Origin of the sequence: Streptomyces sp. NPDC059989, from assembly GCF_042736975.1 — a bacterium.
In the GTDB taxonomy this organism is placed as follows: Bacteria; Actinomycetota; Actinomycetes; order Streptomycetales; family Streptomycetaceae; genus Streptomyces.
Genome location: NZ_JBHWUO010000002.1, coordinates 155207 through 167897, shown reverse-complemented (window position 1 = coordinate 167897; position 12691 = coordinate 155207). Strand labels below are relative to the sequence as shown.

Here is a 12691-nt window from a genome sequence, read left to right as displayed (position 1 = left end):
GGGCTGAAGGGCCGCGGCGCTAGGTGGGCGGCTGCCAGGAGCGCAGCCGGTCGGCCACGTCGAAGACCGTCACGCGGAGCGTGCGGATGTCGGTGATGAGGTCGCGCCACTGCTCGTACGAGGCCTCCACCGCCTTGCCGGAGGCCTCGATGTACGCGACGGCGACCCCGTAGCCGAAGTACTCGTTGGCGTCGGGCAGCGGGCGCAGCAGGACGATCGCGTCGAGCAGCGCGGCCGCGCGCCAGTAGGCGTCGGGCCGGTCCACGTCCAGGCTGGGCGTGTTCACCCGGTGCCGGGCCACGGCGGCGACCAGCGCGGAGTGGTCGGCCACCTCCACGTCCTTGAACAGCGCCTCCTGCCGCTCCAGCAGCCAGCGGTGATCGATGTGCAGTTCCACGCGTCCGAGTATCCCTGTCCGGGGCCCGGCCCGGGGCCGGTTCGGCCAGTGTGGCCGGGCCGGCGCCGCGGGTCGGCGTGAACCGGCGGCCGCCGCCCGGCCCGTGGGGGGCCGGGCGGCGGACACGCCTCAGGGCTTCGGCAGGGCGCAGCCGGGGCGGTTCAGGTCGATCTTGTTACCGGGGGCTATGCAGGGGACGATGGTGTAGGTCTCCTGGGCGTAGTTGATGCCCTTGCGGACCGTCACGTTGCCGCTCTCGTCCACCTCGCACGGGTTGTTGTCCGTGCACCGGCCGCCGTCCTCGTTGCCCGTGTTGTTGACCGCGACGACCTTGCCGGTCGTCGTGTCGATCACGGGCGAGCCGGAGGTGCCGCCGATGGTGTTGCAGGACGAGGTGTAGCGGACCGAGTCCTTCCAGGTCCACTCACCCTCCTTGAGGCGGTAGGCGAAGCCGTCCACGTTGCAGCTGTACGTCCGCTTCCAGTAGCCCGAGACCACCTTGATCGACGAACCCTGCGCGGGGCGGACGTCGTTGAGGGTGAGCGCGCTGATGCCGTACTGGCTCTGGATCTGCGCGTACGTCCTGGTCAGCTGGTAGAGCGAGACGTCCGTGTCGGTCATCGTCGCGTACGAGATCTTGCTCGCCCGCAGCGTCCCGACCTTCGACCCGGCCGCGTTGAGCAGGGAGAAGGAGCGGGTGGACGGCTGGTCCTTGATCACCTCGCCCGCCGCCGGGAAGCCGGTCTCCAGGCAGTGGCCGTTGGACAGGACGAGCGCGGGGTCGTTCGGTTGGGAGGAGGGAGCGCGGACGACGGAGCCGGAACAGTTGCTGAGCGCCACGGTACCCGCGAAGTTGACCGCGACGGCCGGTGCGGCCACGGCCGGGGCGCCCGCCGCTCCCACGAGGAGCAGGGAGAATAAGGCGCCGGCGAGAGGCTTGTTCATGTGGGGGTTCCCCTCTGAGGACAAATGCGACCGAAGATCCTTCGGTTGTCATGCGCATTGTCGAGAACCCTTGTCTCAACTCGCAAGGGGGCGTGGGGAGTCGGGAACCGTGAAGATCTCGCAACCGCACGGGTGTTCCGTAGCGGAGCTGTTGCCTCCTACGGTCTGTCCAGAACGGTTCCGGACCAGGAGGCAGCGTGGAGCGCGAGATCGACATCGACATCGACATCGACCGGCTGGTGACGGCGATGAGAGCGGTCGACGAGGCGGGCCGGCTCTTCGAGGAGGCACTCGCCGTCTACGGGGCGCGCGGCCCGAAGCGGACCACCGAGGACTTCAACGTGGCGGGCGGCCCCGTACAGACGCTCCAGGGCGCCGAGGAGATGGCCCTCGGGGCCCGCCGGTTCCTCACCGAGCTCGCGCTGATCGCCGGCTACGCGACCGCGGGGCTCGGCGACCGCGTGGGCGGGAGGGCGGAAGCGGCGCGGACGGGCTTCGCCGCGATCCGCGGCGGCGGCTCCCGCATGGCCCGCCCGCTGCTCGACCCGACCCTGCGCGGGCTGCGGCTGCTGCTCGCCGTCGACCTCTTCGACCCCGCCTTCAAGGCGGAGATGGAGGAGGTCGTGCACGCCGAGCAGGCGACCTACCCCGACCCCTCGACGTTCCGCATCCCGGCACCGGCGGCCGGCCGCACGCCGTGAGCGCCCGGGATGCCGGGTCCGGCCGCCGGGGCGAGGCTGGTGGTATGCATCACGCACCCGTGGTCGTGCACCGGATCTTCCCGTCGGGAGGCCGGCAGGTGACCCTGCGGACCGCCGGCGGGGAGGAGTCCCTCGGCGTCGCCCGCTCGGACGAGGACGTCATCGAGTTCCTGCGGCGGGCCGGCATGCCCGATCCGGACGAGGCGGTCCTCGGCGGCGCGGAGCTGGTGGAGTGGGACGCCGACACGCCCCACGTCTACGAGGCCGACCCGCCGACCGGCGACCTCCCCTGACGGCGCTCCCCGCCGGCCCCCGCCCCGCGTACGCCGGTCAGCGGCGGAGGTAGGCCAGGACGGCGAGCACGCGCCGGTTGTCCTCGGCGCAGGGGGCGATCCGCAGCTTCGCGAAGATGCTCGCCGTGTGCTTGGCGACGGCGCTCTCGCTGACGTGGAGGGCGAGGGCGATCGCCGCGTTGGACCGGCCCTCGGCCATCAGCTCCAGTACGTCCCGCTCCCGCGGGCTCAGGTCCGCGATGGTGCCCCGGGCGTCGCCGCGCGAGAGCAGCCTGGAGATGACCTGCTGGTCCAGGACGGTGCCGCCCGCCGCGACCCGGCGCACGGCGTCGACGAACTGGCCGGTGTCGGTGACCCGGTCCTTGAGCAGGTAGCCGACGCCCCCCTCGTCACCGGCCAGCAGCTCGTTGGCGTAGAGCTGGTCGACGTACTGGGAGAGCACCAGGACGGGCAGCCCCGGGCGCCGGCGGCGGGCCTCCAGGGCGGCCTGCAGGCCCTCGTCGGTGAAGGTCGGCGGCAGGCGTACGTCCACGACCGCGACGTCGGGGCTCTCCTCCAGCAGGGCCCGCAGCAGGGAGGGGCCGTTGTCCACCGAGGCCACGATGGAGAAGCCGTGCTCCCGGAGGGTGCGTTCCAGCCCGTCCCTCAGCAGGAAGAGGTCTTCGGCAAGGACAACGCGCACGGAATCTCCAGCGTCACTGTGGTCGGTCCGCCCGGCGGGCTCGCCAGGGCGAGGGTCCCGTCGAAGGTAGCCAACCGCCGCCGCACGCCCAGCAGCCCGGTCCCCAGGGAGGGGTCCGCTCCGCCGCGTCCGTCGTCGGTGACGGTGACGCGGAGCAGGGGCCGGCGGGTGGCGTGGTGCTCAAGAGTGATCCGGACGAGGTCGGCGCCGGAGTGCTTGGCCGCGTTGGCCAGCAGCTCGTTGACCGCGAAGTAGGCCGCGGATTCCACGGGCGCGGCGAGCCGCCCCGGCAGCCGGCCCTCGACCCGCACGTCGAGGAAGCTGTCGAGCGCGAGCGAGCGCAGCGCGTCGCCCAGCCCGCGGTCGGTGAGCACGGGCGGCTGGATCCCGCGGACCAGGTCGCGCAGGTCGGCCAGCGCCCGCGCCGACAGCGCGCGCACTTCCGCCAGTTCGGCCCGGGCGGCGGCCGGGTCCCGCTCCAGGAGCCGGGTGGCGGTGTCGAGGCGCATGCCCAGGGCGACGAGCCGGGCCTGGGCGCCGTCGTGCAGATCCCTTTCGATGCGCTGCAGTTCGGCGGCCCGCTCCTCCAGGGCGTCGGTCCGGCCGTCCGTCAACTGCTCGATGCGGCGCTCCAGCTCGGCGCCCCGCGGGCCGGAGAGGAGCAGCCGGGTCCAGTGTGCGTGCAGGCGCAGGACGCGCGGCGCGGCGGCGGCGCCCAGGGCCATGAAGGCGAGGCCCAGCGCGAGGGCCGCCAGCATGGCGGGGGCGTCGTCCACGAGGACGAAGGCGTACCAGTTGCCGTCGCCCAGGAGGCGCCAGACGAAGGGCTGCACGAGCGCGCCGAAGGCCCCGTACTCGACGAGGGCGAGGGGCACCGCGACGAGCAGGCCGCCTACCAGCGGCTCCAGCCAGGCCCATGCCAGATCGCGCCAGAAGCCGTCGGCGGCCAGTACGGCGCGGGGCGGGCGGGGGAGGGGAAGGGGCTCGGGCGGGCCGATCCGTATCCCCGACCACCGGTCGGCCCGTTCGCGGGAGCGGTCGGACCGCCGCCGCAGCGCGGCCGCGGCGGCAGGCACCGCCCGCCGGCCGAGGCCGACGGGCAGGAGCAGCAGGGATCCCACGACGCCCGCGCCGGCGAACGCCACGGCCAGGGCCGCGAAGCTCGCCAGCTGGCACCGCCAGACGGCGGCCAGGGCACGGGAGATGATCGAACTCATGTCCCGTGCAGGGTAGCCGGTGCCTTGCCCGCCCCGGCCCCGGCCCGTGCGGCCCACAGCAGGGCCGCGAGCAGGGAGGAGGCCGCGAAGCACGCCATCGCGAGGACGCCGCCGGCCTCCTCGTCCAGGAAGAGGAGCATGCCGAGGTTGACCAGGGTGTGGAAGCCGCCCGCGAGCAGCAGCCGGTAGGCCCCGCCCGTGCCGTCGAGCGCGAGGCCCAGCACCACCGACATGCCGGTGGTCGCGGCGAGGAAGGCCGCCGCGTACCCGGGCCGCTGCGCGAAGACCTGCACGTGCCACGCGCCCCACAGCACGCCCACGGTGACGGAGGAGGCGATCGTCCCGAACCGGGTGCGCAGCAGCGGCTGGAGGAGGCAGCGCCAGCCGATCTCCTCCCCGCAGGCACCGACCAGCTGCGCCACGACGATCAGCGCGAAGGGCTGCCCGAACGCGCCGGGACGGGTGAACCACGTACCGCCCCCGCCGCCCCGGTACGCGAGGTATCCGAGGACCCCCAGCGCGACGACCAGTGCGGCCGTGCCGAGCAGCGCGCCGGCCCGGCCCGCTCCGCGCAGCCCGCCGCCGCGCAACAGCCGGGCGACCCGCTCCCGTTGGAACACGGCGAGTGCGGCCACCCCGGCCGCCGGGCCGAACTGCGTCAGCTCCAGTACCTCGGAGGGCACCCCGAGGGCCGGCTGCGCCGCGCCCAGCGCACCGGACGCGGCGAAGGCCACCGCCAGGAACACCCCCGCCGTGCCCCACATCCGGCGTGGCCGCGCCGTCGCGCCGGTCGCCCCGGCATCCGCAACATCCTGGACGTCCTCGATGTCGTCGACCGTTCCCATGTCCCCGTTCCGTTCCCTTCGTCGACCGCTGTCCTTCACGGACGACGATGCCGGTCGGGGCGGCCCGGGCCACTGCACCTGGACACCGGACAGGGGTGTACCCAGGTACACCTACTCGGTGGCGATGGCCCGCAGGATGTCCAGGCGCGCCGCGCGGCGGGCCGGGCGCCAGCCGGCCAGGACGCCCGCGGCCACGCCGACCAGCGCCACCAGGCCCAGCTGTACGGGCGGGGCGGCGAACGCGAACGCGCTGTCCTCCGCCCCGTCCGCGGCCTTCACCAGGACCCAGCCGAGGATGCCGCCCAGGACCAGCCCGCCGGCCGTGCCGAAGGCCGCGACCAGCACCGACTCCCAGCGGACCATGGCCCGCAGCTGCGCCCCGGTCTGCCCGACGGCCCGCAACAGGCCCAGCTCGCGGGTGCGTTCGTGCACGGCGAGGGTGAGCGTGTTGGCGATGCCGAGCAGGGCGATCAGTACCGCGAGGGCGAGCAGCGCGTAGACGAGGGTGAGCATCATGTCGATGCCGCCCGCCGAGGACCGCGCGTACTCCTCGCGCGTCTGCACGTCGGGGCCGCCGTACTGCGCGGCCGTCCGCTCCACCGCCGCCACCCCGTCGGCGAGCCGCACGCCGTCCTTGAAGGTGACGGACACCAGCGAGTCCGTGTCCTGCGCCCGGTGCGGGGCCCAGGCCGCGCGGGTGATGACGTAGTCGCCCGCGAGCTGCGACTCCTCGTAGACCGCACGGACCGTGAACCGCTGCTTCTGCCCGTCGGTGAAGGCGAGTTCGACGCTGCTGCCGGGCCGCCAGCCGTGCCGGGCGGCTTCCTTGCCCGCGACGGCGATCCCGTCCGTGCCGAGCGCGTCGAGCCGTCCCTCGACGGCGCCGAGGTCCACGCCGACCGCGAGCGCGGCCGGGTCGGTGACCGTCAGCGCCCGCCCGGAGCCGTCGACCTCGGCGACCCCCTTGCCGAGGCCGACCGCCGAGGCCACCTCGGGGAGCGCGGCCACCGCCGGGGCGAGGGCCGGGCTGAGGCCGCTGCCGCCCGCCCCGAACGCGGGCGCGCTGACGGCGACATCACCGGCGAAGGACCGCGACACGGTCCGGTCCATGGTCGCCTTCAGGGAGGCGCCGAAGACCGTGAACAGCGAGACGACGGCGACGCCGATCATCAGCGCGGTCGCGGTCGACGCCGTCCGCTTCGGGCTGCGCCGCGCATTGCGCCCGGCCAGGGCGCCCGTCACCCCGCGCAGCCGTTCCAGCGGCCGCGCGAGGACCCGTACGGCGGCCGAGGCGGCGACCGGTCCCAGGACCACGAACGCGGCCGTGACCAGCACCGCACCCGCCCCGGACAGCCACAGGGACGGTACGGCCAGTACCCCGGCCACGATCACCGCGATACCGGCCGCGCCCAGGGCGGCGCCGGCGGCGGTACGGGCCCGCGAGGCCCCGGAGGTGTCCACGGCGCTCTCGCGCAGCGCGGCCAGCGGCGCGGTACGACCCGCCCGCACGGCCGGGAGCAGCGCCGAGCCCAGACACACCACGACACCCACGGCCAGGGGCAGCAGCATCGACAGCCCGCTGATCACCAGGCTCCCCTCGGGGAAGGGGAATCCGATCGCCGGGAACAGCGCCTGGAGCCCGGCGGCGATCCCGATGCCCCCGGCCAGTCCGGCCGCCGAGGCGAGGACCGCGACGGCGGCGGCCTCCGCCAGCGTGCCGCCGACCACCTGGCGGCGGGAGGCGCCCAGGGCGCGCAGCAGCGCGTTCTCGCGGGTGCGCTGGGCGACGACGATCGCGAAGGTGTTGTGGATGCTGAAGGTGGCGACCAGCAGGGCGATGCCGGAGAAGACCAGGAGCAGGGTGGTGAAGAGGGTCAGGAACTGACCGGAGATCATGTCGGTGTTCTCCTGGGCCGATTCCCGGCCGGTGATCGCCTCGACGCCCTGCGGCAGCACCGGGGCCAGCGCGTCGACGAGCTGCCGCTGGCCGGTGCCCGGGGCGGCCCGCACCTGGAGGGAGGCCGCCTGGCCGGGGCCGGCCGTCAGGTACTTCTCCGCGTCCGCCTGGGTCATGCCGGTGTACGTGACCTGGGCCATGCCGTCCGCGCCGCCGAAGGTGGCCAGGCCGACGATCGTCACCCGGACCGGGTCGGGGGTGCGCAGCACCGTGGTGTCACCGATCCTCAGCCCGCCCTTGGCGGCGGTGCCCCGGCTGACGACGACCTCGCCGGAGCGCTCCGGCGCGCGGCCCTCCGCGAGCTTGTACGGATTGAGCTGCGGGTCCGTGATCCAGTTCCCGGCGAGGGTGGGCGGGCCCTGGCCGCCGATCGGTTCGCCGTTCCTGCCGACGAGTTGCCCCGCGCCCTGGATGTTCGGGACGGCGGCGGCCACGCCCGGGGTGTGCCGGATCCGGTCCACCAGGGCGGTGGGCACGGGCTGCCGGGTGCCCTGGGCCTGGCCGGGGACGGTGACCACGCGCGAGCTGCGCACCACGGCGTCGGTGCCGCTCGCCGCGCCCGCGAACATGGTGTCGAAGCTCGCGCGCAGGGTGTCGCCCATGACCAGGGTCCCGGCGAAGAAGGCGACGCCGAGCAGCACGGCCGTGAACGTCCCGGCGAAGCGCCGCTTGTGCGCGCGCAGTGCGGCCACGCTCAGCCGCAGGGTGGTCCGGGCCGCGTTCACGATTCCGCTCCCGTCGTCACGGCGCGCGCGTCGAAGGCCTTGAGCCGGTCCAGGACGCGCTCGGCGGTCGGGGCCGCCATCCGGTCGACCAGGCGGCCGTCGGCGAGGAAGACGACCTCGTCGGCGTGGGCGGCGGCCACCGGGTCGTGGGTGACCATGACGACCGTACGGCCCATATCACGCACCGCCCGTCCCAGCAGGCCGAGCACCTCCTCGCCCGAGCGGGAGTCGAGATTGCCGGTCGGCTCGTCCGCGAAGACGACGTCGGGGCTGCCCGCGAGGGCGCGGGCGACGGCGACCCGCTGCTGCTGGCCGCCGGACAGCTCGGAGGGCCGGTGGTGCAGCCGGTCGCGCAGACCGACGACGTCGATGAGCCGTTCGAGCCAGACGCCGTCGCCGCGGGTGCCCGCGAGGTCCTGCGGGAGGGTGATGTTCTCGGCGACGGTCAGGGTGGGCACCAGGTTGAAGGCCTGGAAGACGAAGCCGATGCGCTCGCGGCGCAGCAGGGTGAGCCGGCGGTCGTCGAGCACACCCAGTTCCGTACCGCCGATGGAGGCGGATCCCGAGGTGAGCGTGTCGAGACCGGCCGCGCAGTGCATCAGGGTGGACTTGCCGGAGCCGGACGGCCCCATGATGGCGGTGAACCGGCCGGCCGGGAAGTCGACGCTCACCCCGTCCAGGGCCCGTACCTCGGTATCGCCCCGGCCGTAGACCTTCACGGCGTCGACGACCCGGGCGGCGACGGGGCCGCCGCCCGGCAGGGGGGTGACGGTGCTCATGCCGCACCGCCCTTGGAGGCGGGGCCGAACTGCTCGTCCAGGACGGACAGCCGCCGCCAGTACTCGTCCTCGTCGATCTCGCCGGAGGCGAAGCGCCGCCCCAGGATCGCGATCGGCGCGTGCTCGCCGTACGCGGCTCCGCGCCCCTGCCATGGGCCGCGGCGGCCGCGCCACACCGTGCGGCGCAGCACGGTCACGGCGCCGATCACGACCGCCGCCCAGATCAGTGGGAAGAACAGGATCCACGGGCCGGGCCCGTCGTACGCGAGGGTGGTGAGGGTGTTCATCTCGGTTCAGCTCCTCGGAGTGCGTGGACGTTTCGTCTCACTCCGAGACTGGCTCCGGGAGGGGGCCCGGGTCGTCGTACGACCGGCTGCACCGGGCGTACTTCCCCGGGAGTACGGGCCCCGCGGGGTGCGCGCGAGCCGTGCCGGTCAGCCCAGCCAGCCGGGCCGGACCAGCCCGGACTCGTAGGCGAGGACGACGAGTTGGGCCCGGTCGCGGGCGCCCAGTTTGACCATCGTCCGGCTGACGTGGGTCTTCGCCGTGAGCGGGCTGACGACCAGGCGGCGGGCGATCTCCTCATTGGACAGGCCCATGCCCACCAGCGCCATCACCTCCCGCTCCCGGTCCGTGAGGCGGCCCAGCCCGGCCGCGGCCGCGGGCTGCTTCGAACGCGCCGCGAACTCCGCGATCAGCCGACGCGTCACGCCGGGGGAGAGCAGGGCGTCGCCCTCCACCACCGCCCGGACGGCGCGCAGCAGTTCCTCCGGTTCGGTGTCCTTGACCAGGAAGCCCGACGCGCCGGAGCGGATCGCCTCGAAGACGTACTCGTCGAGCTCGAAGGTGGTGAGCATGACGACCCGGACCTCGGCCAGGGCCCCGTCCTCGGTGATCCGCCGGGTGGCGGCGAGCCCGTCCAGTGCCGGCATGCGGATGTCCATCAGGACCACGTCGGGGCGCAGTTCCCGCACCAGCCGCACGGCCTCCTCGCCGTCGGAGGCCTCGCCCGCCACCTCGATGTCGGGCTGCGCGTCGAGCAGCGCCCGGAACCCCGCCCGGACGAGCAGCTGGTCGTCGGCGAGCAGTACGCGGATCACGGATCCTCCTCGGCGTGGACGTCCTTCAGCGGGAGCCTCGCGACCACCCGGAAACCCCCGTCCGGACGGGGGCCGGCCTCGATGGTGCCACCCAGGGCCGCGGCCCGCTCGCGCATGCCGACGAGGCCGTTGCCACTGCCGCCGGCGGCGCTCCCGGTGGCCGGGCCGTCGTCGTCCACGCGCAGCTCCAAGGCGCCCGGCCGCCAGGCGAGGCCGATCCGGGCGGTACGCGAACCGGAATGCCGGACCACGTTGGTCAGCGCCTCCTGGAGGATCCGGAAGGCGGCGAGGTCCGCCCCGGGCGGCAGCGTCCGGGCCTTCCCCTCGGCCGCGACGTCCACGGCGAGACCGGCCGCGGCGGCCTGCTCGACCAGCTCGGGGAGGCGGTCGAGACCCGGGGCGGGAGCGCGCGGCGCGTCACCGGGGGTGCGCAGCGTGTCGAGGACCTGCCGGACCTCGCCCAGCGCCTCCTTGCTGGCGGCCTTGATCGTGGTCAGCGCCGTACGGGCCTGCTCGGGGTCGGTGTCGAGCAGGGCCAGCCCGACCCCCGCCTGGACATTGATCACCGAGATGCTGTGGGCGAGGACGTCGTGCAGCTCGCGGGCTATGCGCAGCCGCTCCTCGCCCACCCTGCGCCGCTCGGCCGCCGCCCGCTCGACGCGCTCCCGGGCCCACTGCTCGCGGCGTACGCGGACCAGCTCCGAGACGGCGAGCATCGCGAGCACCCACGCGGTGATGCCCAGCTCCTGCCCCCAGGGCGCCGGGCCGTCCCCCGCGGGCGGCAGCCACCGGTACAGCCAGTGCCCGATGAGCAGGTGCCCGGCCCAGAGCAGGCCGACGGCGCCCCAGGCGGCTCTGCGATGGCCGGCGACGACGGCGGCGAAGCAGGCCAGGGCCAGGCTGATGAAGACCGGGCCGTACGGGAACCCGGCCCCGATGTACACCAGCGTGACCACACTGACCCCGTACGCCACGGCCACCGGATGGCGGTGCCGCAGCAGGAGCAGCGCGGGCCCCAGCAGCAGCAGGATCCGCGCGAACGCGTCCAGTGCCACCCGCCCGGTCTGCTGCTGCGCGGCCCAGCCGGAGCCGACCTGGGCCAGGACGGCGACGAGCAGCGCCGAGCGCCAGGCCGGGCCCCGCCCGGTCCGTTCCATCCATCGCCGCCACGGAGGACCCGGGCGCTCGCGCTGCTCATCCATACACGTCACGCTAGACCGCACCCGCCGTCACCCGCGTCACCCCGGCGTAGCGTTCGCCGCCTACTCCCCAGGTAGTACATGGGTGCGGGTACATGGGTGCGGGTGCGTGCGTGCGGGCGCGCCCTCGGCGGGAGCCCGCGACGCTACCGGCCGGCCCCCGGCATCCGGCGACCCAGCGGCAGCAGGTACTGGAGCGGCTCGTCCTCTTCGTCCAGGCCGAACAGCTCCTGGGCCGACTCGTCCCGGAAGCCGCCGAGCGGAGTGGTGGACAGGCCCAGCGCGGACGCCGCCAGCAGCAGCGACTGGGCCAGGTGTCCCGCCTCCAGCAGGCCCAGGCGCAGCGCGCGCAGCCCGTAGCGGGCCCTGAGGCGGCCGAGGTTCACGTACAGGCCCAGGACCGCCGGGGCGGAGTCCACGGAGATGCCCTCGGGGTCGTCGTCAGGCCGGGACAGGTAGGAGCACATGCTCTTGATCTCGTCGAGGTCCGGCACCGGGCCCACGAAGCGCAGGGACCGGCGTTCGGGCACGCACTGGTAGGTCCCCGGCGGCAGGCCCTCCACGTCGAGTGCGAACAGCCGCAGCCCCGCCGTGTACAGGGCGCCGGCGCTCGGATAGGGCCGGTGCCGGGAGGCCCCCACCGTTCCGTCCGCGAGCGGGACTTCCGAGGTGTGGCTGAAGGCGTGGGCCCCCCACAGCAGCGTGCCGAGCCCGGTCGCCGTCAGCGGACCCCCGAGCGGCCCGCGCACCGAGACCCGCCCGGCGATCGCCGTACGCAGCGACACGTCGGGCAGCGGCTCGGCGGGCAGGGCCAGCTCCGCCCCGAGCGCTGCCGGGCCGGGATCCGCGGCCGGGGCGAGCGGGCGGGGCAGCGAGTCGTTGTCCCGGCCGATCCGGAACCTGCTGCTCTCCAGGTACTGCCGGTCGGACGCCAGGTGACCGACGGGGAAGTACGAGGCCGGCTCGCCCGCGTCCATCAGGGCCCGCGCGGCGAGCCGGCACACGGCTCGCTCCTCGTCGGGGACGATGCCGATCCGGTTGAGCAGCATGTGGAGCTGGGAGCCCCACACCCACAGGCGGTTCGGGGAGCCGTCCAGCGCCCGCAGTTCCCCGTCGGCGGCGGCCACCTCCCGGGCCCAGCGCGCGGCCGGGCCGTCGGCATCCGCGGTCCCCTCCGCAATCCCCGCGGCAGTCACCTCCGCAAGCTCCTGCCGCAGCGCGTCCGCCCGCCGCAGCAGCGCCTCACGCTGGGCCGCGTACACGACGTTGACCTGGGCGTGCAGGAACCGCGTGGGCAGGAGCGGAACGTCCGTGGCCCACCGCCAGCCGGCCGCCTGCACCCGCAGCCACCGCGCGGCGGCGTGCCGGTCCAGTCCGAGGGCGAGGGCCGTCGCATGGGCCAGGTCCACGCCCAGGGCCAGCCGCTCGCTCCCGCGCCGGGTGCGCGCCACCGCCTCCACGGCCACCCGGGTCGAGCGTACGAAGACCTCCTCCGCGACCGGCAGCGCGGCCGGTCCGCCGTACCGCTCGGTCTCGGGGACGTACGCCACCTCCGCGAGCCGGCCGTCCCGCCCCTTCGCCAGGACGTCCAGCGCAGCACGCAGTTCGAGCGCCGCCCCGTCGTCCAGGCCCCGCACCCGCACGCGCAGGTGCGGGCCGCCCTCGTTGTAGCGGATGAAGAACCACGCGGCGCCCGGCCGCCCCGCCACGAGGCCGTCCAACAGCGGTGCCACCTCCTCGACGAGGAACGCGTCGGTGTCCTCGGGGGTGGTGGACAGGAAGCAGTGCAGGCCGAGCCACCCGGGCGCGGCGGCAGCAGGTCCTTCGGACACGTCGGTTCCTCCGTGGCGG

The 12691-nt window shown here is 74.7% G+C and carries 13 protein-coding genes; 2 read left to right on the top strand and 11 right to left on the bottom strand.

Features of this window, described 5'->3' with window-relative positions; translation table 11 throughout:
- Positions 1–19: 19 nt before the first annotated feature.
- Both ACFWBN_RS02575 and ACFWBN_RS02570 read right to left on the bottom strand, forming a co-directional pair.
- Positions 20–397: a toxin Doc gene (locus tag ACFWBN_RS02575; protein WP_385169352.1), complete on the bottom strand. Its 378-nt coding sequence runs from the start codon at positions 395–397 to the stop codon at positions 20–22.
- 129 nt (positions 398–526) lie between these two features.
- Complete coding sequence (locus tag ACFWBN_RS02570; protein ID WP_385169349.1) at positions 527–1342, bottom strand: serine protease; 816 nt, start codon at positions 1340–1342, stop codon at positions 527–529.
- 197 nt (positions 1343–1539) lie between these two features.
- Between ACFWBN_RS02570 and ACFWBN_RS02565 the strand changes: the two genes are divergently transcribed.
- Both ACFWBN_RS02565 and ACFWBN_RS02560 read left to right on the top strand, forming a co-directional pair.
- Positions 1540–2043, top strand: a complete 504-nt coding sequence (locus tag ACFWBN_RS02565) for a hypothetical protein (RefSeq protein WP_385169346.1) — start codon at positions 1540–1542, stop codon at positions 2041–2043.
- Positions 2044–2087: 44 nt separating this feature from the next.
- Positions 2088–2336: a hypothetical protein gene (locus tag ACFWBN_RS02560; protein ID WP_385169343.1), complete on the top strand. Its 249-nt coding sequence runs from the start codon at positions 2088–2090 to the stop codon at positions 2334–2336.
- A 37-nt stretch (positions 2337–2373) separates the two neighbouring features.
- Here ACFWBN_RS02560 and ACFWBN_RS02555 read toward each other — a convergent pair whose 3' ends face one another.
- From ACFWBN_RS02555 to ACFWBN_RS02515, 9 genes are all read right to left on the bottom strand, one after another.
- On the bottom strand, positions 2374–3018 hold the full coding sequence (locus ACFWBN_RS02555; protein WP_385169340.1) for a response regulator: 645 nt from the start codon (positions 3016–3018) through the stop codon (positions 2374–2376).
- Positions 2982–4235 (bottom strand): sensor histidine kinase, encoded by a 1254-nt coding sequence (locus ACFWBN_RS02550; RefSeq protein WP_385169337.1) that lies wholly within the window; start codon positions 4233–4235, stop codon positions 2982–2984. Before ACFWBN_RS02550 ends, ACFWBN_RS02555 begins: the two co-directional genes overlap by 37 nt.
- Complete coding sequence (locus ACFWBN_RS02545) at positions 4232–5080, bottom strand: CPBP family intramembrane glutamic endopeptidase (RefSeq protein WP_385169334.1); 849 nt, start codon at positions 5078–5080, stop codon at positions 4232–4234. The genes ACFWBN_RS02550 and ACFWBN_RS02545 overlap by 4 nt, the downstream gene beginning before the upstream one ends.
- 111 nt (positions 5081–5191) lie before the next feature.
- The gene (locus ACFWBN_RS02540) at positions 5192–7762 is read right to left on the bottom strand and encodes an ABC transporter permease (protein WP_385169331.1); all 2571 of its coding nucleotides are present in this window, start codon (positions 7760–7762) and stop codon (positions 5192–5194) included.
- Positions 7759–8541 (bottom strand): ABC transporter ATP-binding protein, encoded by a 783-nt coding sequence (locus ACFWBN_RS02535; RefSeq protein WP_385169328.1) that lies wholly within the window; start codon positions 8539–8541, stop codon positions 7759–7761. Before ACFWBN_RS02535 ends, ACFWBN_RS02540 begins: the two co-directional genes overlap by 4 nt.
- Positions 8538–8828, bottom strand: a complete 291-nt coding sequence (locus tag ACFWBN_RS02530) for an SHOCT domain-containing protein (RefSeq protein ID WP_214957944.1) — start codon at positions 8826–8828, stop codon at positions 8538–8540. The genes ACFWBN_RS02535 and ACFWBN_RS02530 overlap by 4 nt, the downstream gene beginning before the upstream one ends.
- A gap of 147 nt (positions 8829–8975) precedes the next feature.
- Complete coding sequence (locus ACFWBN_RS02525) at positions 8976–9641, bottom strand: response regulator (RefSeq protein WP_385169325.1); 666 nt, start codon at positions 9639–9641, stop codon at positions 8976–8978.
- Entirely contained in the window at positions 9638–10843 is a 1206-nt protein-coding gene (locus ACFWBN_RS02520) for a sensor histidine kinase (RefSeq protein WP_385169321.1), read from the bottom strand. Before ACFWBN_RS02520 ends, ACFWBN_RS02525 begins: the two co-directional genes overlap by 4 nt.
- A 143-nt stretch (positions 10844–10986) precedes the next feature.
- Entirely contained in the window at positions 10987–12672 is a 1686-nt protein-coding gene (locus ACFWBN_RS02515; RefSeq protein ID WP_385169318.1) for a thiopeptide-type bacteriocin biosynthesis protein, read from the bottom strand.
- Between the last annotated feature and the right edge of the window lie 19 nt (positions 12673–12691).